Below are 21,782 nucleotides of genomic sequence, written 5' to 3' on the forward strand. Positions count from 1 at the left end.
ACCTTATAGAAAGAAGCTGAGCACTTTTGTCTCAGCTTCTGTCAACTGTTTATGCATTAAAAATGTTTGACATAATCACGATGACGAGCGACAGCTTCTTTTAATTCTTCGAGATTGTCAGAAGAGAATTTTTCAAGAATCTCATCAGCCACAACCGTTGCCACAACTGCTTCCATAACAACACCTGCTGCTGGAAGAGCCGTTGGATCTGAACGTTCGACAGTTGCTTTATAAGGCTCGTGAGTTTCAATATCAACTGACATCAAAGGTTTATAAAGCGTTGGGATAGGTTTCATGACACCACGCACAACAATAGGTTGTCCGTTTGTCATACCACCTTCAAAACCACCAAGATTATTAGTACGACGTGTATAACCTTCTTCTTCGTTCCAGAGGATTTCATCCATTACTTGACTACCTTTAAGATAACCATCTTTGAAACCAAGTCCAAATTCCACACCTTTAAAGGCATTAATTGAAACAACGGCACCAGCAATCTTAGCATCAAGTTTCTTATCCCATTGTACATATGAACCAAGTCCGACAGGAACACCACCAACAACTGTTTCGACAACACCACCGATGGTATCTCCGTCTTTTTTGATTTGGTCAATATAATCCTTGATTTCTTGCTCACGTTCTTGGTTAACAATTGACACTTCAGATTGTATAGCTAATTCTTTAATTTGTGAAACAGTAAGTCCTTCTGGAACATCAACTTCTTTACCGCCAAAAACCACAACGTGGTTAGCAATTTCAATGTCCAACTCAGCCAAAATACGTTTTGCCACAGCACCAACTACCACACGCATTGTTGTTTCACGCGCAGAAGAACGTTCGAGAGAATTACGCAAATCTTCAAAGCGATACTTCATTCCACCTACAAGGTCAGCATGCCCAGGACGAGGATGAGTGATTTTGCGTTTTGTTTTAAGAATGTCATCAATATCTTCAACAGCCATAATATCTAACCATTTTTCATGGTCTTTATTGATGACATGAAGTGTAATCGGTGCTCCTATTGTTTTTCCATGACGCACGCCAGATGTGATTTCAACCTTATCTGACTCAATTTTCATTCGTCCGCCACGGCCGTAACCGCCTTGACGACGCTTCAAATCAACATTAATATCTTCGGCAGTTAAAGGAAGCCCAGCAGGAACTCCTTCAATAATAGCCGTTAAACGCGGTCCGTGAGATTCACCAGCTGTCAAATATCTCATATTATTTCTCCAAATACTCTTTCACCTCTTCAAGGGGGATCTGATTGATCGCTGCACTACCAAGCTCTGGCACAATGACGGTCTTAATCATTTTACCACGGGCTTTTTTGTCATGTACTAAAGCTCCATAAAGCACCTCAACATCCCATGGTTGGTAGTCTGTTGGCAAACCAAATTTTTGGCACATTTCAAAAATCTCTTTAGTGATACCTTTAGGCATTAAGCCTTTTGCTTCGGCAACACGAGAAATTTGTACCATACCAATGGCAACAGCTTCACCATGCATCACTTTACCATAGCCTGCAGTTGCTTCAACAGCATGGCCAATGGTGTGACCAAAATTAAGGTAAAGACGAACACCATTATCAAGTTCATCTTCTACAACAACTTTACGTTTTACATTACATGAGCGATAAATAATGCTTTCTGCATGTTTTAAAATACTTTCAGGCGAACCATCCATAGCAGAAAGTTCGTTCCAAAGTTCAACGTCTTCAATCAAACCATACTTGATAACTTCCCCCATACCTTCAATGAGTTCTCGTTTTCCAAGCGTTTGAAGGGTTTCAGGATCGATTAAAACACCATCTGGTTGCGTAAATGTTCCAACCATATTTTTAGCAAATGGTGTATTAACACCTGTTTTACCACCAATTGATGAATCCACTTGAGCCGTTAGACTCGTCGGAATTTGCAAGAAATGAATTCCGCGCATATAAGTAGACGCTACGAAACCAGCTAAATCTCCAACAACACCTCCGCCAAGCGCAACGATTCCATCGCTACGTGTCATACCATTTCTAACCAAAAATTCATATACTTTATTGACTGTTTGAAGATTTTTTGAAGCTTCACCTTCTAGAAAATCAAAAACAATCACTTCAAAGCCAGCATTTTCGATACTGAGCTTTACTTTTTCGGCATACAAACTTCCAACTTGGTTATCTGTAATAAGGGCGATTTTTTGAGGTTGCCAAAGTGATTTCACCCAATCACCGGCTTTAACTAAGACACCTTTTTCAATCACAATATCATAAGGTGTTTGTGGGAGATTAACATTCAATTTCATTAGCGTCACCTATTTTTTATCCTATTTTGTATTGTACTTTTCTTCCAAAGCTGACCAAATCTCAGCCGTTGGCATAGTCTCACCAGTCCAGATTTCAAAAGCTTCTGCTGCTTGGTATAACAACATACCCAAGCCATTAAGCGCTTTGAGACCTTTGCTTCGAGCTAATTTCAAGAATGGTGTTTCAAATGGTTGATAAATCGTGTCAGCCACCAAAAGACCTTCAGGAAATTCGAAGTCTTCCGTGATAATCATTGATTTACCATCCATTCCAACACTTGTCGCATTGACAAAAAGTTGTGATTCTAACACTTTTTCTTGAATTGTCTTCAAATCTTCGACTGGATAAACAGTAATAGATACACCAGTTTTATCAGAAAGTTCTTGTGCTTTTTGGCCTGTCGCTTCCAAGAACTGTGTCTGATTAAAAATGTTAATATGACCTGCTCCATTAAGAGCTGCTTGGGCAATAAGAGCTGTCGCAGCTCCACCACCACCAAGAATAGTCATTGTCTTGCCTTTAACATCAAAATCAGCAAAAGTTGAAAGACTTCTAAAGAAACCAATACCATCAGTATTGTGACCAACTAATTTGCCGTCACGATTAATAACTGTATTAACCGCACCAATCAAGGCAGCAGAGTCTGTCAACTCATCCATATAAGGCATGACTTTTTGTTTGTATGGCATTGAAATATTCACACCAAACATGTCATAACGTTTAACATTTTCCAAAGTAACCGCTAGGTCTTCCTCAGGAATATCCCAGGCAACATAAACACCATTTACACCTGTTTTATCAAAAGCGTAATTGTGAATAAATGGTGAAATAGAGTGTTTAATCGGTGTTGCCACGACAGCCGCTAAGCGAGTGTATCCATCAATCTGCATCAAGTACCTCCCTAATACGTTTCATATCAGCAAGAGCAACCTGTCCAGGTGCACTTGCTTGGTCTAGGCTTGCAAATGACCATGATGAGCCGAATACATCAACAGCAAAACGTGAAACACGTCCTAGTTTGCCCATTGACATAGTCGCATACTCTTGTTCAGGATTTAGTGTTTTAAATCCACGAGTGTAGTTCATCAAGTCAATAACATCTTGTTCACTTTGGGGCATAACAGCAACCTTAACTACACGAGGAGCTAGGGCTGTTAATTCAGAAAATGATTCCATCAAGTTTTCAGGAGTCTCTTCAAAATTATGATAAGACAAAACTAGATTTGGAAACTCTAACATTTGTTGAAAGGCTTCTTTATGTGAAAAATATTCAAAATCGATATAATCTGGGTGGTAAATAGCATTAATATTTTTCAAAAGTTCAACGTATTCGTCATCAGATAAGTTAAGATTACCACCTTCTTTATCTGTGCGAATGGTAAAAATAATTTCTCTGCCGGAAAATTTTTCAAAGATAGCTGGCGCAACTGTCATGATATCTTCTTTGGCTAGGTAATCAGCTCGCCATTCAATGATATCCACATCTTCAAATCTCGAAATATCAATCGACTGCGCCTCTTCTAAATCTTTCGGCATAATAGGTACTACTATTTTCATTTCTCAACCTTTATTGTAAATACTTTCAAATAATTACTGCTCATGTCTGCTTTATTAATAGTGAAATCACTTGGCAATTGTTGCAAGCGAATATATTCATGCTTAACAGAAGCAAACCCTTTTTCCAATTGTTTCTTAAATTGTGCCACAGTCAAATTAGCTGCATTGGTAGAAGCAATGATTGTTCCATCATCTGACAAGACTTCTAGTGCTTGGCTAATGAGACGGTGATAGTCTTTAGCAACTGAAAATATTTGTTTTTTATTACGAGCAAAACTTGGTGGATCGATAACAATCAAATCAAAAGTCAAGTTTTTACGTTTAGCGTATTTGAAATATTCAAAAACATCCATGACCACAAAATGATGATTTGTCATATCAAGGCCATTGGCATCAAAATGCGCTTGAGACAGTTCACGAGAACGTTTAGCTAAGTCTACAGAAGTTGTTTCAATCGCACCACCCATGGCTGCTGCAACTGAAAAAGCTGCTGTGTAAGAAAACATGTTTAGCACACGTTTTCCAAGACCTAGTTCATTAATTAAAGCATCACGGACTTCATGTTGATCTAAAAAGATGCCTGTCATCAGACCATCATTCATGAAAACACTGTATTTGACACCATTTTCCAAAATGGTAAAGGTTTCAGGTGCTTCTTGACCATAAATGTGAGCTGACTCATAATCAAGTCCTTTAAAGCGAATTTTTTCATATCCGCCTTTAACCGCAGGATAAACTTTTTGAAAGGCTTTAACGATGATATCACGATACTGATAAACAAAAGTGTTGTACCAAGAAAATACAACAAAATCAGCATAACGATCTATCGTCACACCACCGAAATTATCGCCATCTTGATTAAACAATCGATAGGCTGTTGTCAAATCAGAGTTTTCAAAGTGTTGACGCTTCTGCTTAGCCTTGCTAAACAAGCTTTCAAAATAAGACTCTGTCAAATCAATCTTACCATTTCCTAAGAACCAACCGATTCCTTTATTTTGACGAGACAGGTAAGCCGTTCCTAAAAACTGACGTGAGTGATTGTAAAGAGCAACCAGCTGATTATCTAAATCAAGTTGATGAAAATCTTTTCCATCCAAAAGTTGAATACCACGTTTAATATTCTTTTCAACGAAAGAATCCACGTATAGTTTGTTCATGAAGCTTATTATATCAAAAATTCAGAATTTTTCCCACTAAATTTTATATTTCACAGGCATAAGAATCAACTTTTGAGGGGGACTTTATGAAGGATTAGAGGAGTAAACTAGATAACAGAGTCATTTTTACGTCTAATACACTAAAAATAGTGGTCGCTTAACCGAAATTTTGCCTTAAAATCCGCTACAGTTCCTTATACTAAAAAATTTATCTTTGTGATATAATTGAAACTGAGATTTTATCTTTAGGAAAAAAAGAATAAAGGAAGTTCCTACAGTGAAAAAAATGAAACAAATTATCTCTCACGTGGTGAACACACGTTTGGGATTTATTTTGACACTTTTAGTCTTGTATTGGCTAAAAACTATGTGGGCTTATCACGTTGACTTTAGTCTCGGACTAGAGAATCCGTATCAACTTTTACTCTCACTTATCAATCCTATTCCGCTAGGATTGCTTCTACTCGGGTTAAGTCTTTATATTAAGAGAACGCGTGTTTTTTATATCGTTAGTTGGATTATCTACACAATATTAAATCTTCTACTTATTTCTAACGCGATTTATTTCCGTGAATTTTCGGATTTCATTACTGTAAGTGCTATGCTAGCAAGTAGTAAAGTTTCTGCTGGTCTTGGTGATTCAGCTGTTAACCTGATACGTGTTTGGGATATTATTTACATTATTGATTACGTCGTTCTTCTTGCTCTATTTGCTACTAAGAAAATCAAAGTTGATAATCGTCCATTTAACAAGCGTGCAAGCTTTGCTATTACGGCCTTATCAACTCTATTCTTTTCAATTAACCTTTTCATGGCTGAAATTGATCGACCTGAATTGTTAACTCGTGGTTTTTCAAATGTTTATGTGGTTAGAGCGCTTGGCTTGCCATCATTTACAGCCTATAGTGCTAACCAAACTTATCAAACAGAAAAAGTTCGTAGCGAAGCTACTGCTTCTGATTTAAAAGAAGCTAAAGAATATGTGTCAGAGCATTATGCAGCACCAAATTCAAAATATTTTGGTATTGCTAAAGGACGAAACGTCATTGTTATCCACTTAGAAAGTTTCCAACAATTTTTGATTGATTACCATTTGCAAGTTGACGGAAAATCATATGAAGTCACTCCGTTCTTGAACTCGCTATATCACTCAAATTCAACCCTTGCTTTCTCAAACTTCTTCCACCAAGTTAAAGCCGGTAAAACATCTGATGCTGAAACCTTGATGGAAACGTCATTATTTGGTCTCAGCAGTGGTTCATACCTTGTTAACTATGGTGGAACAAATACTGCTTACGCTGCCCCAGCAATCCTTGGACAAACTGATGATTACACAAGTGCTGTTTTCCACGGTAACGTTGGTACCTTCTGGAACCGTAATAATGCCTATAAACAATGGGGTTACAACTACTTCTTTGATTCATCATATTTCACAAAACAAAACAGTGAAAACTCATTCCAATATGGATTGAATGATAAATACATGTTTGCTGATTCAATTAAATACCTTGAGCACATGCAACAACCTTTCTATACTAAATTTATTACCGTAAGTAACCACTACCCATACACAAGTTTAGCTGGTAATTCTGATGAAGAAGGTTTCCCATTAGCTAAAACCGATGATGAAACAATCAACGGTTACTTCGCAACTGCTAACTACTTAGATTCTGCCGTCAAAGCTTTCTTTGATTATTTGAAAGAATCTGGTTTATATGATAATTCGATTATCGTCCTCTACGGTGATCACTACGGTATCTCAAACTCAAGAAACACTGATTTGGCGCCACTTCTTGGAAAAGATTCTGAAACATGGACTGGTTATGATAACGCCATGTTACAACGTGTTCCTTACATGATTCATATTCCAGGATTTACTGAAGGACACATTAGCAACACTTTTGGTGGTGAAGTTGACAACTTACCAACGCTTCTACACTTGCTAGGTATCGATACAAGCAACTACGTTCAACTAGGACAAGACTTGCTTTCTAGCGATAATAAACAAATCGTAGCCTTTAGAACATCAGGCGATTATGTGACACCAACTTATACAAGTTATAGCGGCCATCTCTACTACACTGACTCGGGTCAAGAAATTACAAACCCTGACGAAAACACTCAAGCAGCAACTAAAGCTATTCGCGATGCTGTTGCTAAACAACTTTCTGTCAGCGACGAAGTTCAAACTGGTGACCTACTTCGATTTGATAAGAATGGTCTAAAAGAAGTCGATAGTTCTTCAATTTCTTATACACATTCTCTTAAAACACTTAAATCAATCGAGAAAAAACGTGGTGACGAGTCAACTAGTCTATATAGCGAAAATGGTGACGAATCAACAGTCGATCTCTTCAAATCACCAAGCTACATGCAACTTCACGAAAGTTCAAATAGCTCAAGCTCTGAATAAGTACTCATAATTAAAAAGTCTTGCTAGGTTTAGCAAGACTTTTTTGATACCTTCATTTCTAAGTTTGATAAAAATTCATCGAAAGCACGGTGAATAAAGAACAATACTTTCATTGTACAACTAACTCTTAGGGCAGCCATTTTGCTTCTCCTATCAGACTAATCAAATTTTATACTAAATCTATAAATTATTGATATAGAACCATAAAGACAAAAAAAGACTAACCAAAGGTTAGCCTTTATTAATTCTTATTTACCAAGTTTAGCTTTAGCTGCATCTGCAAGAGCTGTGAAAGCTGCTGCATCGTTAACTGCTAAATCAGCAAGCATTTTACGGTTAACTTCGATTTCAGCCAATTTCAAACCGTGCATCAATTGTGAGTATGACAAACCGTTCATACGAGCTGCCGCATTGATACGAGTGATCCAAAGTTTACGGAAATCACGTTTTTTCTGACGACGGTCACGGTATGCATAGTAGTAAGAGTTCATTACTTGTTCTTTTGCAGTACGGAACAAGATATGTTTTGCACCATAGTAACCTTTAGCAAGTTTCAATACACGTTTACGACGTTTGCGTGATACAACGCCACCTTTAACACGAGCCATTTATATTCTCCTCCAAATAATTCTTAATAATATCGAGTAATTACTTTAGTCTTATTTAAGACCTGAAAGCATTGCTTTAATACGTTTGAAATCTCCTGAGTGCACCATAGCTGCTTTACGAAGATGACGACGTTGTTTTTTAGTTTTACCGTGGAAACGGTGTGAAGTAAATGCGCGGAAGCGTTTCAATCCACCAGAACCTGTACGTTTGAAACGTTTAGCTGATGCGCGGTGAGTTTTTTGTTTTGGCATTTTAAAATTCTCCTCTTAAAATAGTTTAAAATTGACAATTATTTCTTGTCTGGAATTGGAGCAAGTTGCATGAACATTTGACGTCCATCCATTTTAGCTCTTTGCTCAATAATAGCAATATCTTGCGTTCTTTCTGCAAATTCCGCCAGTACCTTTGCTCCAATTTCTTTGTGAGTAATCATACGACCTCTAAAGCGAATTGAGACTTTCACTTTGTTTCCTTTTTCAAGGAATTTACGGCCGTTACGAAGTTTAGTCTCGAAGTCACCTTTATCGATAACTGGGCTAAGACGAACTTCTTTAACAGTCACAACGCTTTGTTTTTTACGTTGTTCCTTACGTTTCTTTTGATACTCAAATTTGAACTTTCCGTAGTCCATAATTTTAGCAACAGGTGGCGTAGCTTGTGGTTGAATTAGAACCAAGTCAACATTTGCATCATCAGCAATAGCTTGTGCTTCTGACAATGGTTTAATTCCTAGTTGTTCACCATCAAGACCAACGAGACGAACTTCGCGAACGCGGATTTCATCGTTAATGAATAGATCTTTCTTAGCTATGATCTTCACCTCTTTATTTTTTTAGAGAAAAACGAAACGGACTTGATAAATCAAGCCCGCACACACGTAATATTCCATTCAGAATCTTTGACATGTTGGGCCAGACAACCGTAGTCGCAAGGCGAGAAGTTATCACTTCTGCTTTTCTCATTGATTATATTCTATCATAGAGACTAGTCCATGTCAATGATTTTTTTCGCTTTTTCTTGAATAAATTTCACAACGCCGTCAATACCAACACCAGTTGTATCAAATGTGATGGCATCTTTTGCTGCTTTTAATGGTGAAACCTTACGGTGACTATCTTTATAATCACGTTCTGCGATTTCACGTTTAAGTGTTTTAAAATCAGTTTTGATTCCTTTTTCTTTGTTTTCTTTGAATCGACGTTCTGCACGTTCTTCAACAGAAGCAATCAAAAAGATTTTAAGTTCAGCATCGGGTAAAACAACTGTACCAATATCACGACCATCCATAATGATGGCACCATTTTTAGCAATACGACGTTGTTGTTCAACAAGTTCTTCGCGAACTTCTGGAATAGCTGCTACCCATGACACGTTATTTGTCACATCGTTTTGACGAATAGCAAGAGTAACATCTTTATCCCCAACAAAAACAGTCTGACTGCCATCTTCTGCTCGACCAAATGATACTGGGTTATTGGCCAATGCTTTTAAAATTTCTTCTACATTATCTTCTGTTAAATTATTTTGTAACGCTAAATAAGTTGCTGAACGGTACATTGCTCCAGTATCAAGATAAGTATAGCCAAGATTTTTAGCAATAATCTTGGCTACTGTACTCTTACCACTTGAAGCCGGACCATCAATCGCAATTCTAATTGATTTCATGATTCCTTTTTTCTTCCTAATTAATGTGGACTTCATCTCCAGGATTTGCATACCAGTATCCTGAAGTCATGTGATCAGGATTAAGTTCATAGAGTCTGTCAACTGAAATACCTGCACGCGCAGCAATTGATGCCGCACCCTCACCAGACATAACTGTAATGGTATCTCCATTACCTTCACTTGATGATTCAGTTGTGTCACTTGAACTAGCATCTGTAGACGAAGCTTCCGTTGATTCTTGTGAGCTTTCTGAACTTGTTGCTTCAGATGAAGAAACAACACTAGATGAAGCGCCATAAAAATTTGATGTTTCTGACGCTTTATCACCACCACGATTTGAAGTGTAAAAAACAATAAACAAAATCGCAACAACAATAACAAAGAAAACACTCAATAAAGCTGTCAACAAAGGTGTACTGATAACCGAACCTTTTGTTTTACGGCTAATTCTGATTTCGTTGTCATCGACTACTTTTTCTTCCCATGGTTGTTTTGCCATAATGTCCCCTTGTTAAATATATCAATTCATATTACAATGATAATATGAAAGTATCAATAATTCCTGAAAAATGTATTGCCTGTGGCCTCTGCCAAACATACTCTAATCGATTCGATTACCATGATGATGGCATTGTAAAATTTGCTGATTCTGATTTATTAGAACAAACAGTTCCTGATTCAGACAAAGACACCCTTCTTGCTGTCAAATCTTGTCCAACCAAAGCTCTTACAATTTAGTAGGAGCTTTTTTGTTAGACTTATAAGCTTCAAAATAATCAAGTTTGATAAAATTATCCGTCAATTCAACTGTACCTCGAAAATCAGGATGAACAGCTAGAGCATCTAAGAAATACTTCTTAGGCCATTTGCGCATGTAAAAAATCCTATCTGCTTGATTTTTAATTTTTAACACTAAACCAGATCTATTGACTTCAATTTTTTCAATCTGTGCAATCGCAACCCTTGATTTTTTAAATGGGTTAAGTGATACAATACGCAGTTTACCATCTTCTTCAATAACGAAATAACGATGGAACCCTAACCCAACTAAAATAATAAAGGCAGCAAATAAAACAAAGAATTGACTCGGTATTTTTGTCCGCTCGAATAATAATGACAAACCGATAAACATTGGAACCATTGCAATTGACCAATAAATAATTGACCAAGATAATTCTGGTTGCCAATGGTATCGAATCTTTCCAAAGATTTTAATCATTGCGGTCCTCCATTTAGCTAATTCTAACGAATGAGGCTTAGATAAAGCTTAATTATTTTTGAACGATTCCAATAATGACATCCACTGCTTTTTCCATTGTTTGAAGACTGACAAATTCAAAGCGACCGTGCATGTTTTCCCCACCAGCGAACAAGTTTGGGGTTGGAATACCCATAAATGAAATTTTAGAACCATCTGTTCCACCGCGAATTGGTTCAATAACTGGTTTAATGTCTAAATCTTCCATGACTTCTTTGGCCAATTCAACTGGAGTCATATCTTTTTCAATGACTTTCTTCATGTTGTAATATTGGTCGTTCACTGTGATAAGAACACAGTCTTTACCAAGTTCAGTGTTCATCTTATCAGCGATTTCTTGAACTAATTTTTTACGATTTTCAAATGATTCGTCTTCAAAATCACGGATAATATATGAACTATGTGCGTTTTCAACAGCACCTTCCATACCATGCAAGTGGAAGAACCCTTCATATCCTTCTGTTTTTTCTGGACGATCTGCTTCTGGTAATTGATTGTGGAAATCAATAGCTAATTGCAAAGCATTAATCATTTGATTTTTAGCAGTACCAGGGTGAACATTACGCCCCATGAAATCAATCTCTAAACTTGCCGCACTAAATGTTTCGTATTGAAGTTCACCAAGGGGACCACCATCAACAGTGTAAGCAAAATCAACATTGAAATCATCAACATCAAATTTATTAGCTCCAACACCAATTTCTTCGTCTGGTCCAAAACCGACACGGATTTCACCGTGTTTAATTTCAGGATGAGCAACCAAGTATTCAATCGCTGTCATGATTTCAGCAATTCCAGATTTATCATCTGAACCAAGAAGAGTTGTTCCATCAGTTGTTACCAAAGTTTGTCCAAGGTAATTGTTCAAATTTGGAAACTCTTCTGGTGAAAGCGCATAGCCAGATTGACCAAGTTCAATAGATCCACCAGCATAATTTTCGATAATTTGTGGGCTGATTCCTTCAGCATTAAAATCGGCTGTATCCATGTGAGCAATAAAACCGATTTTACGTGTTTTAGTTGAATCGTTAGCTGGTAATGTACCAACAAGGTAACCATTTGTTAGATAATGCACGTCTTGCAAACCAACAGACTCCATCTCAGGTTTCAAAACATTCAAAGCAAAATCGACTTGAGTTTGAGTCGATGGCGTTGTTGTACTATCTGGATTACTACGTGTATTAATCTTAACGTAGGTCAAAAAACGATTTAATAAGTTTTCGTAAGACATCTTTCACCTCTATTTTTCTCGTTAACTATTATATCACATAATCGGTTAAAAAAAACAACTCCAAGGGTTGTTTTTTAGGTTAGCTTCACTCAAAAATTAACAGATTTATTGCGAAATGTGGTAGTATGCCTTGTTAGCTAAATCGCCTGAATTGATATCAGCTGACGAAATCACACGATCCTTTGAAACATCTGTTGGATCAGATTGACCATTCAAATAATCTGATGAAAAAGCCGTATTAGCTGGGACAATATACAACGTAACATTTGATCTTGTACCAGTCTGAACATCTAGTAGTAGAATACCATTTTGATTGATATCTAAAATATTAGGGGTCATTCCTTCGGTAGCTAATCCAGTGTTATTAAAGGTTAAAACATTTCCAGATGCATTTTGCCAATTTCCTGCCATCGTAGCATAATCTGCTTTTAAAATAGCACCTGTATAAATGGGAGCAATCTCTTGTTCAACTTGTGTTGATGAAGCTTCAGTCGATGAAGGCTGACTTTCTAAAGAAACTGACGATGACGAAGCACTACTTTTACTTGAACTTGAAGATGTTACTTTAGTACTTGTTTTCGTTGCTGTTGAAGATTGTTTGCTATGATTATTGGTATGACTTGTACAAGCTGTCACTATGCAAAGTGACAAGACTAAAGCCAGAACAAGTTTTAAACTCTTTTTCATCGCTGTTCCTCCTTTTACCAAGTAAATCGTCCTGTGTAATCAATACTTTCATCAAGTGCATGTAAGAGTTTTGGTGAAACACTTGTATACTGCCAAGCAGCTGTATTTGAATAATATGACAAGGATTTAGCTGATTCTTGATCTAAGTAAGTATATGCATACAAGTAATGCGCTACCCATAGATTTGATAAACCAAATTTAGCTGTATTTAATTTTCCACCTTTAGTGTCCAACCAACTTGCCATCGTGTAGTAAACATTGTTACTGTAACCAAGATGATTCATTTCATCTTTCCACACTTGGGTATTAGCATTAAGGTCACCGTTAAGCATGCTACACTCTTCCATGTCATTGACCATTGTCGTTGAGCCTGAAAGTCCCATCGATTGCGCTACACGAACAAAATATTGAGCCTCTGCTCTTGCTTCTGCTGCTGTTTCATAATGAGAATAATGATAAGCTGATACTCTCAAACCAGCTGCTTGCGCATTAGCAATTTGTGCACGAGCATATGGGTTCGTATATGAAGTTCCTTCGGTCAATTTAACAACAACACCCGTAATTCCTTGACTCTTCAAACGTTGATAGTCGCTAACGGAAATGACCCCATTATGGCTACTGATATCAATGAAGTAAGACGGCGCATGTTGTGCAGGCTCGTCAGCATTCAAAGCATATTGACCTAAGTTAAATCCTGATGTTGTATTGTCTGTGAAATCAACATAAACGTGAACGGTATAGTTACCTTTGATATAGCCATGATTTTTCTCATTAACCATGACAGTCACTACACCATCATACACATCAGAAGTTGTATACCAATGAAGATTAGATTGATCACTTTCTGACCAGACAGAAACACTGACTGATTTAATCTTCTTAGTGTATTCAGATTCAGCAATTCGAACTTTCAAAGTCCCATTGTTTGCATCATGATTTTGAACTGAAACTGCTGGATCAACAACATACTTATCTGTTGATAAATCAACACCACTTGTTGATGATAAAGCTTCTAATGAGTAATTAACTTGGCTTTGACCGTAGATATGAATATTGTAATGCCCAGATTCAAAGTTATGCTCTTTAGGCGAGAAGGTTAAGATATAAATTCCGTCAAATTGTTTAGTAGCCTGATACCATTTAATATCATCTTGACCGTTCAAACTTGTCCAAACTGGAATTTTAATACCAGTTACATATACTGGAACATTTGAAACAGTCACCTTAACTTTAACATCACTTTCTTTTGTAATCGTCGCTTTAATCTCTGGTTTTGGCACATTAATGCTTGTTGCACTGATACATGTCATTTGACCATTGATAACAGCGTAGGTATGGATAAGATATGTTCCATAATCGCCAGTATATTTTGCTGTTAATTGACCATTCTCTGGAACTTGATACCAGATAAGATCATCTTGATCATTCTTAACTGACCATACCGCATGCATAACTTTTAAATTAGGGCTGACATCGCTCGGCATGCTAATGTTAATACCATTTTGACCTAGGCTCGCTTGAACCTTAACATCACCAAATTGGTAATCAGATTCAAAACGTGTTCCAAGTAAAGCTGTTTGACTATTTGTGACACGACTATTTCCATAAACGTGAACATTGTAGGTACCAGCTTCTAAGTTATGTGTTGCTTCACTAAAAATCACATAATATGATCCATCTGCAGCTTTAGTAGCCTTATACCACTGAATATCATCTTGACCATTCTTTTCTGTCCAAGTTGGTACTTGAATACTATCAATGTAAACCGGAACGTCAGTAATTGTGACTTTATAAGTTGTTGAACTTTCTTTAGTAATTTTAGCTTTAGCACTTGGTTTTGGAACGTCAATACTTGTCGCACTGATACATGTCATCTGACCTTTAATCACAGCGTAAGTATGGATAAGGTAAGTGCCATAATCACCAGTATACTTAGCTGTCAGCTGACCGTTAGCCGGAACTTTGTACCAAATCAAATCGTCTTGGTCATTTTTGGCTGACCAAACAGCGTGGTAAGCAGTCATATCTGAGCTAACATCACTTGGCATGCTAATTTGAATCCCATTTGCTGTCAAAGTTGGTTGAACTTTAACATCACCAAATTGATAATCTCCTTGAAAACTTGTGCCAGTAAGACCGGTTAGCGAATTCGTAACCGCACTTGTCCCATAAACATGAACATTATACTGGCCACTTTCTAGGTTGTGCTCAGCGATACTAAAGGTTCTTGTAAAAGTGCTGTCAGCATTTTGAGTAGTAGCATACCACTGAATATCATCTTGACCACCTTTTTCTGTCCATGTTGGTAGTTGAATACTAGTGATGTAAGCTGGGATATCACTGACAGTAACTTTGTAAGTTGTGCCACTAACCTTTGTAATTGTCACCTTGGCACTTGGTTTTGGTACATCAATGGCGCGACCGTTTAAACCAATCATTTGACCATTGAGGTTTTGGTAAGTATGGATATTGTATTTTCCATATGAACCAGTGTATTTGGCTACGACGTGTCCATTACTATCAGCCGTGTACCAAATAAGATCGTCTTGACCATTGACCTCAGACCAAACGGCAAACATGATTTTGGCACCTGCTGGAATGGCCTGGTTGTACTGAATATCAAAACCTTTGTTAGTTAAGGTCGCACTGGTTACTTCTTTTACAACAGCTTTAGAAGCAGCTAATTGATTAGTTACCTTTTGACTAGCAGCTTGGACAGCTGATGTTGAGACCTTTGACTCAGCAAGGTTTGACAATGAAGTCTTATCAGAAACACGATCTGTTGTATCATCAGCTGATTGTGACTCTTGTACCGCTGAATCATCAACATTATTCTCTTTAGAATTTCCTGCTGTTTCCTTACTATCTTCAGAAATTGAAGGATTAATTAGACTGATTTGGTCATCGGCATTTTTTTCAGCTTCTTGACCATTAGCAATTGCTGAATCTTGCTTATCAGTATCGCTTAAATTCTGAGTTTCATTTTGAACTTCAGATGAAGGTAATGAGTTGTTTGTTTCATTATCATCAGAGATAACACTATCACTATTTAATTGAAGTGAACCAGATTGCTCTACCGATGATTGAACATTCTCATTTACTGTCGTTGATTGGGTGGTTGTGTTTTCTTCAGCGAAAACTTGCCCCGAACTTAAAAAAGCTCCTATAATAATCGGAGATACTAGGCAGCTTCGAAGGATATTCTTTTTCAAATCAATCCTCCTCTTTCTATTCTTTACTCGTATCCATTTTATCATGATTTTGTAAGCCCCTCAAGCACATATGCTTTCGCTAAATAAAAGAAGGCAGCGATTCCAAAATCACTGCCTAAAAAATTAATCCGGATAAATGTAAGAAACATCACCACCCCAGAATGAATCGAGCGGGTTAAACCAACCACGGAAATTAGCAATGTATTGTTTACCAGCATAGTTTGATTCTTTAACTTGAATACGCGTGTTGCTTGACACATCTGTTACATAAGCAACGTGTCCGTAGCCATTACCATCATGTGGCCAAACAACGATTGAACCTACTCTTGGCGTTGTTCCAACTCTGAAACCTTTAGCACGTGCATTAACTGCCCAGCCCCCAGCATTTCCAAGCCAGTTTGGAATCCATGGTGCTAAAGACTTGACCGCCCACGTACATTGCCCAACTGGATAAGTATTAGTTTCGTTGATATATGTTGTGATACGAGGAGATGGTGTAGCACTTGGTTTATAGTTTTGATCAGAAAGATTAAATGTTGCTGTTAAATTATCTGAATAAATAACAGTCGCAACTACAGAAAAAGTATCCGCTTGATTATTAATCGATTTCAAGTCAATACTTTGACTGATTTTTCCATAACTACTTGTACCTGCTTCATAAGTTTTTGTTTTTTGAGGATTCGATTTAGAGGTAACTTGAACCTTAAGTTTCGAAACCCTTTTAGACACAGCTTTTTCCATAACATTTACTTTAAACAAACCATTTTCTGTGTTTACATTACTAATACCAACTTCTGGATTTTCTAAACCACTAATCTGATCTACGTGGAATCCTGGTGTTCCACTTAGTGCTTCAAAACTATTAGTAATAGAGTTGTCGCCATAGATATGCACACCGTATGTTCCTGTGTCAAATCCATGGTTAGACAACTGAATTGTTGCCTTATATGAGTTATCACCAACTTTGGTTGCCTTATACTATTTTAAATCATCTTGATTATTCACCGTTGACCAAACTGGAACTGTAATTGAAGTAATATATTCCGGAACATCATTAATCAAAACATCATAGGTTTTATCTGAAGTTTGAACAATTTGATACGATATTTCTTGTTTATCAATAATAATATCCTGACCATTAATAGCAGTCAATTTCCCATCTTGTGCTAAATAGGTATGAACAAAATATCTTCCATAACCTTTATGATTATTTAAATCGACTCTTGTTATTCCTTTCCCAGAATCATCATACCATCTTAAATCATTTTGGTCATTTTCTTCTGACCAGACAGCATATTTAATTGTCCCATTAGATGGTGCATTAATGTCTGTTGAAAGCTGAAGTGCTCCATTTTTAACACTTACTTGAGGTGCTTTAGGACTAATTTTAAGACTTTCTAAGGCAGTACCCGATACACGACCATCAGAATAAGTTGTGTAAACATGAGTAATATATGATCCAGCTCTATTTCCATAATCTGCTAGATTTACCTTAACTTTTGCTTGACCATTAATAACATCAGTTGTATTGTACCATTTAAGATCATCTTGACCGTTTTCTTCAGACCAAACGGCAACATCAATTTGAGTGATATCTTTACAATTTTTAGTCTTTTGCGACATAACTTCAAAAGATTTGCTGACCTCATCAAACGGTGTTTTAGTCACTATCGCATCTGATTGTTGATCCGCCATAGCAGAGTTAGTAAGAAATGCCATGCTAAGCACAGCTATTGACAATAAAGCTGATTTGATTTTATTCAAAAAGCTGTTCTCCTTTATAATATAATGTTGTACACTATATTAATTCGGAAAAACAGCTAAAAAACTTTATAAAATATTAAATTTTATCCTTTTTCTTTGACAATATAAACTGGTCGTTTTTTAGTTTCAAGGAATATCTTAGAAATATATTTTCCGATAATCCCTAAAGCAAGCAATTGGATACCACCAATAAACAAAATGATACAAACCAAACTTGCCCAACCTGAAACACTACCACCAATTGTAAGTTTACGAATAATAATAAATAGAATTCCAAGAATAGAAGCCAAAAATGAAACTGATCCAGCCCACAGTGAAAGATTCAATGGCGCTTCAGAAAAATTAATAAACCCTTCCATAGAGTATTTGAATAAGCTCCAAAAACTCCATGATGTTTCACCAGCCACGCGCTCGCGATTTTCATAAGCGATATATGTTACGTTAAATCCAACCCAAGAGAAAATTCCTTTTGAGAAACGATTAACTTCACCAAGTTCTAAAATACTGTCTACAACTTGACGAGTCATCAAACGGAAATCACGCGCACCATCAACCATCTCTGTATCAGAAACAGCATTGATGATTTTGTAAAACATCTTTGAAAAGAAAGAACGGATAACTGGTTCACCTTTTCGATCAGCTCGACGCGTTCCCACAACATCGTAACCTTCGTTGATTTTTTGATACATATCAATCAACAACTCAGGTGGATCTTGTAAATCGGCGTCCATAACAGTGATAAAATCACCATCTGCAGCCTCAAGCCCAGCTAACAAACCGGCCTCTTTACCAAAATTACGTGAAAATGACAAATAATGAACATTTTCAAAACGGCTAGCAACATCTCGAAGAACCTTTAAGGTTTCGTCTTTTGAACCATCATTGATAAAGATATAATCAAAAATCAATTGGTCCTTCATTTTACTTTCAATTTTTTGAGTTTCTTCTAAAAATGGATAGATTGTTTCTTGTTCATTATAACAAGGAACAACAATAGATAGTTTTTTCATTAGATAATAAGCCTTTCAAAAACTAGTGTTCACTTTAGTATACCACAAACTACTCATAAAAAAATGGTGAATTTACTCATTCACCATTTTAAAATACTTAATTGAAAATTTTCAAACGTTCCGCAACATAGCTGATTCCAACAGCTGCCAAGGGGATGATGAGATAGACATATGGATAAACATACTGACTCTTAGTTTCCCAAATTAAGTGAAATATGAAACCACCAGAAAGATATATTATTGGTATCAAAGTAAATAAACCATCTTTTGGTTTATCAAATAATTGAATAAAAATAGCGAGAAGAACAGCAACATATATGACAGCAAGTAATAAAGCAGAAAAATAATACACAACTTTATATAGTGTCTTACCTTCATAAATGCTCGACATCAATTGACCTCTAATCTTCTGTCCCTCAACTGGCATTTTTATAACAGGACCTGACCAAATAGATTCAAATAAACTATCTGTCCATGTTGATAAAAATTTATTTTTAAAGAAATTAAAAGTATATTGAGGATGCTCAACCATGTATTCTGTTCGAGTTGCGATTTGTTTCTTACTAACCTCTTCAATCTTTTCTGAATTACCACTATATTCGTTATACACATTTTCAACATATGCATCATACCAACCAGCAACACGATTATAAAGTGGTGTATCATTCAACCCCATTGCCACCCATGCTATCTTAGGTTCTCCATCCAAATTTGTTTTGTTGGCTAAACTTTTATAGTGGTAAGATACTAAATTATTACTTCCATAAATCGACAAAGCAAGTAAAGCTATAAAAGCCAAATTTTTCCATGATTTATGTTGTAATAAGTCAAGTACTAAGACTATAAAAATGGTCACTATTAAAATAATATAATTGTTTCTGATAAAGTCTGATAACGTTAAAAAGATTATACTCAACATCATCATTGACCAAGATTTTTTTTCAAAATAAATTTGCAAAAAGAAAAGTCCTACAATTGCAAAAAATAAACCGAAGGTCAGACCATAAACAAATAAAATATTAAAAAGATGTGATAAAAAAGCAAACGAGAGGATTATTACAAGTTTTGAAATACTTTCTTTTTTGAATACGCGTTTTGTTATTTTCCAGAGAAAGAAATTATCAATAATAGAAAGTATCAAGTTTATAATAAAGAATACCTTAATATTACTTTCACCAAAAACAGTCAAAATCAATCGTTCAAAACTAACTAAACCTAATTGATGAGGATATTTGTGAAGGTACCCTGATATATCCGTTAAAGATTGAATATCTCCATTATTTAGTGCTTTTGCTGCTTCTAAAACAGCTAAAGCATCATGACGAATCACATCATTTTGATGAAAAATTAGATAAACTCCAACAAGAATATAAAATATCAGACCAAAAATGAATAATGTTGTTTCATTAATATACTTCAACAAACGTAACAACAAAAATATCAAGCATACAAAAATAACTAAACTAGCAAAAAAAGCCCAACCATTTAAGTGTATATTTGATAACTCTGAGCCATCCATTGGCATATTACTTCTCACCAATATACTTGATACTCCTAAAAGGGTAAACAATAATAAGCCCCAAATAAGAATGGCTTTTTGTCCTAAAAATGCTAAAAATTTCAACAAAATTCTCCTTAATAAAAGAGTAATATACTTCAAATTGTCATTCTATGTTTTATACTATCACTACCGCAGTCTTTTTTTATATCACCTGAGATTTCTATCAATAGTAATAAACTAACAATTGTAAATGAAAAAATGAGCGGTGTATATGTTCTAAGACCTGAAGCATAGATTGTTGGAGATAATGAAACTGTCATTCGTGAAGCATATCCGGCTGCTAAAATAATCAAAGCAGTTAATCCATTTTGCCACTTTCTAAACATTAGAAACACCACTGTTGCAATAGTACATAAAATCAAAGTGTATAAAATTAGCGGATAAAGGTTTTCTTTTAGACTAAAATAGTTTGGAATTTCACTTTTATTTTGATTATCAATTGTTCTTTGAACTGCAGTTAGTAAACTATTCATAGCTAATCTTTGCGTTATGACTGTGTAGATTACAGTTCCTGAGATAAAAGTCATAAAATATTGTTTTTTTATAATCGATACAACGATAATTAAAACTAAAAATAGATAAACAATATTTAATTCTGACGTAACAAATAACACACGATTTGTTTCTAAATACCCTTTAATAATTTTAACTGGGAAAGAAATGGTTTCAAAACCAGGATACCAAATCTTGGTTTCAGTAGCTAATCTATTTGTAGATCCTGAGCAAAGCAAACCAGAAACTAGCCCTAATAACGATACACAAGTTGCGATAAAATAATTTTTATTTATTCTTTTACGTTCTAAATATGAACTAATAAGAGCAAAAATAAATAGAATGAATGCATAAACCGTAAATTGTTCTTGCATACAAGCAAACACAAGAAACGGCAAAGATAATATTGTATACCAATGTTTCTCCTGAATCATACAATACCACGCAATAACAAAGGAAATCATTGGAAAAAGATAATTAGTAACTGTTGCAATCAAACCAGCACTTGTGAAAAACAAACTTGGAAAAGAAAGTAGGAAAATAACAGGCGATACAAATTGTAATTTTCTGTACTTCTCTTCTTTTAGAAAAATTCCATTAAAACAATAGAAAAAAATTGCTACAGAAATAAGCATAGTTACATCAAATAGCAAATAATGATTTGACATAAACATTGTAACTGATTCAATCAACAATCTACTTGACCATGTTTTATAGCGATAAATAGCAAATTCAAAAAAGCCAAATTTTTGAGCCATATGAGCAAAGCTAGTCTGATCTCCGGCGTCATTAATATAAATAATAGACTCTAACGTGAATAAGAAGCTTATAAAAGCATAGTAGAGTGGTAAAATAAATTTTTTCATTTTC

The 21,782-nt window shown here is 35.8% G+C and carries 19 protein-coding genes, 1 pseudogene and 1 other annotated feature; of the genes and pseudogenes, 2 read left to right on the forward strand and 18 right to left on the reverse strand.

The window, feature by feature from the left end; all coding sequences use genetic code 11:
- Nucleotides 1-56: 56 nt before the first annotated feature.
- From aroC to DQN23_RS05480, 5 genes are read right to left on the reverse strand one after another with little or no spacing between them, the layout of a single operon-like run.
- On the reverse strand, nt 57-1,223 hold the full coding sequence (aroC, locus tag DQN23_RS05460; protein ID WP_020916977.1) for a chorismate synthase: 1,167 nt from the start codon (nt 1,221-1,223) through the stop codon (nt 57-59).
- A 1-nt stretch (nt 1,224) separates the two neighbouring features.
- The gene (gene aroB, locus DQN23_RS05465) at nt 1,225-2,292 is read right to left on the reverse strand and encodes a 3-dehydroquinate synthase (RefSeq protein WP_111712877.1); all 1,068 of its coding nucleotides are present in this window, start codon (nt 2,290-2,292) and stop codon (nt 1,225-1,227) included.
- A 21-nt stretch (nt 2,293-2,313) separates the two neighbouring features.
- The gene (locus DQN23_RS05470) at nt 2,314-3,183 is read right to left on the reverse strand and encodes a shikimate dehydrogenase (RefSeq protein ID WP_111712878.1); all 870 of its coding nucleotides are present in this window, start codon (nt 3,181-3,183) and stop codon (nt 2,314-2,316) included.
- A complete protein-coding gene (aroD, locus tag DQN23_RS05475) occupies nt 3,173-3,850 on the reverse strand; it encodes a type I 3-dehydroquinate dehydratase (RefSeq protein WP_006532529.1) in 678 nt (225 codons plus the stop codon). The genes DQN23_RS05470 and aroD overlap by 11 nt, the downstream gene beginning before the upstream one ends.
- Complete coding sequence (locus DQN23_RS05480) at nt 3,847-5,010, reverse strand: class I SAM-dependent rRNA methyltransferase (RefSeq protein WP_061408058.1); 1,164 nt, start codon at nt 5,008-5,010, stop codon at nt 3,847-3,849. Before DQN23_RS05480 ends, aroD begins: the two co-directional genes overlap by 4 nt.
- A gap of 286 nt (nt 5,011-5,296) precedes the next feature.
- Between DQN23_RS05480 and DQN23_RS05485 the strand changes: the two genes are divergently transcribed.
- Nucleotides 5,297-7,423: an LTA synthase family protein gene (locus DQN23_RS05485; protein ID WP_407697480.1), complete on the forward strand. Its 2,127-nt coding sequence runs from the start codon at nt 5,297-5,299 to the stop codon at nt 7,421-7,423.
- Between the two features lie 248 nt (nt 7,424-7,671).
- On the opposite strand, the gene rplT is transcribed toward DQN23_RS05485, so the two are convergent.
- From rplT to DQN23_RS05510, 5 genes are all read right to left on the reverse strand, one after another.
- Nucleotides 7,672-8,031, reverse strand: coding sequence for a 50S ribosomal protein L20 (rplT, locus tag DQN23_RS05490; RefSeq protein WP_000124839.1), 360 nt, complete (start codon nt 8,029-8,031; stop codon nt 7,672-7,674).
- Between the two features lie 51 nt (nt 8,032-8,082).
- Entirely contained in the window at nt 8,083-8,283 is a 201-nt protein-coding gene (gene rpmI, locus DQN23_RS05495; RefSeq protein WP_003065422.1) for a 50S ribosomal protein L35, read from the reverse strand.
- 38 nt (nt 8,284-8,321) lie between these two features.
- On the reverse strand, nt 8,322-8,852 hold the full coding sequence (gene infC / locus DQN23_RS05500; RefSeq protein WP_003065423.1) for a translation initiation factor IF-3: 531 nt from the start codon (nt 8,850-8,852) through the stop codon (nt 8,322-8,324).
- 13 nt (nt 8,853-8,865) lie between these two features.
- Nucleotides 8,866-8,993 (reverse strand) — a sequence feature (ribosomal protein L20 leader region).
- Between the two features lie 23 nt (nt 8,994-9,016).
- Entirely contained in the window at nt 9,017-9,697 is a 681-nt protein-coding gene (cmk, locus tag DQN23_RS05505; RefSeq protein ID WP_058832910.1) for a (d)CMP kinase, read from the reverse strand.
- Between the two features lie 16 nt (nt 9,698-9,713).
- Complete coding sequence (locus DQN23_RS05510; RefSeq protein ID WP_111712880.1) at nt 9,714-10,196, reverse strand: SAG1386/EF1546 family surface-associated protein; 483 nt, start codon at nt 10,194-10,196, stop codon at nt 9,714-9,716.
- A gap of 44 nt (nt 10,197-10,240) precedes the next feature.
- On the opposite strand from DQN23_RS05510, the gene DQN23_RS05515 reads away from it, so the two are divergent.
- The gene (locus tag DQN23_RS05515; RefSeq protein ID WP_006532537.1) at nt 10,241-10,435 is read left to right on the forward strand and encodes a ferredoxin; all 195 of its coding nucleotides are present in this window, start codon (nt 10,241-10,243) and stop codon (nt 10,433-10,435) included.
- Here DQN23_RS05515 and DQN23_RS05520 read toward each other — a convergent pair.
- The 8 genes and pseudogenes from DQN23_RS05520 to DQN23_RS05555 all read right to left on the reverse strand — a co-directional run bounded on the left by DQN23_RS05520 (nt 10,425) and on the right by DQN23_RS05555 (nt 21,778).
- Nucleotides 10,425-10,916: an EbsA family protein gene (locus DQN23_RS05520; RefSeq protein WP_020916986.1), complete on the reverse strand. Its 492-nt coding sequence runs from the start codon at nt 10,914-10,916 to the stop codon at nt 10,425-10,427. The genes DQN23_RS05515 and DQN23_RS05520 overlap by 11 nt on opposite strands.
- A 52-nt stretch (nt 10,917-10,968) precedes the next feature.
- The gene (pepT, locus tag DQN23_RS05525; protein WP_111712881.1) at nt 10,969-12,186 is read right to left on the reverse strand and encodes a peptidase T; all 1,218 of its coding nucleotides are present in this window, start codon (nt 12,184-12,186) and stop codon (nt 10,969-10,971) included.
- 105 nt (nt 12,187-12,291) lie between these two features.
- A complete protein-coding gene (locus DQN23_RS09065) occupies nt 12,292-12,873 on the reverse strand; it encodes a DUF6287 domain-containing protein (RefSeq protein WP_167394763.1) in 582 nt (193 codons plus the stop codon).
- 14 nt (nt 12,874-12,887) lie between these two features.
- Complete coding sequence (locus tag DQN23_RS05535; protein WP_233422856.1) at nt 12,888-16,085, reverse strand: GBS Bsp-like repeat-containing protein; 3,198 nt, start codon at nt 16,083-16,085, stop codon at nt 12,888-12,890.
- Nucleotides 16,086-16,208: 123 nt separating this feature from the next.
- Nucleotides 16,209-17,849, reverse strand: a pseudogene (locus DQN23_RS09695) (GBS Bsp-like repeat-containing protein).
- Nucleotides 17,850-17,932: 83 nt separating this feature from the next.
- On the reverse strand, nt 17,933-18,859 hold the full coding sequence (locus DQN23_RS05545) for a glycosyltransferase family 2 protein (RefSeq protein ID WP_111712883.1): 927 nt from the start codon (nt 18,857-18,859) through the stop codon (nt 17,933-17,935).
- Nucleotides 18,860-18,956: 97 nt separating this feature from the next.
- Nucleotides 18,957-20,483 (reverse strand): glycosyltransferase family protein, encoded by a 1,527-nt coding sequence (locus DQN23_RS05550; RefSeq protein WP_111712884.1) that lies wholly within the window; start codon nt 20,481-20,483, stop codon nt 18,957-18,959.
- A gap of 32 nt (nt 20,484-20,515) precedes the next feature.
- On the reverse strand, nt 20,516-21,778 hold the full coding sequence (locus tag DQN23_RS05555) for a hypothetical protein (RefSeq protein WP_111713085.1): 1,263 nt from the start codon (nt 21,776-21,778) through the stop codon (nt 20,516-20,518).
- Nucleotides 21,779-21,782: the final 4 nt, after the last annotated feature.

Origin of the sequence: Streptococcus lutetiensis, from assembly GCF_900475675.1 — a bacterium.
Taxonomy (GTDB): domain Bacteria; phylum Bacillota; class Bacilli; order Lactobacillales; family Streptococcaceae; genus Streptococcus; species Streptococcus lutetiensis.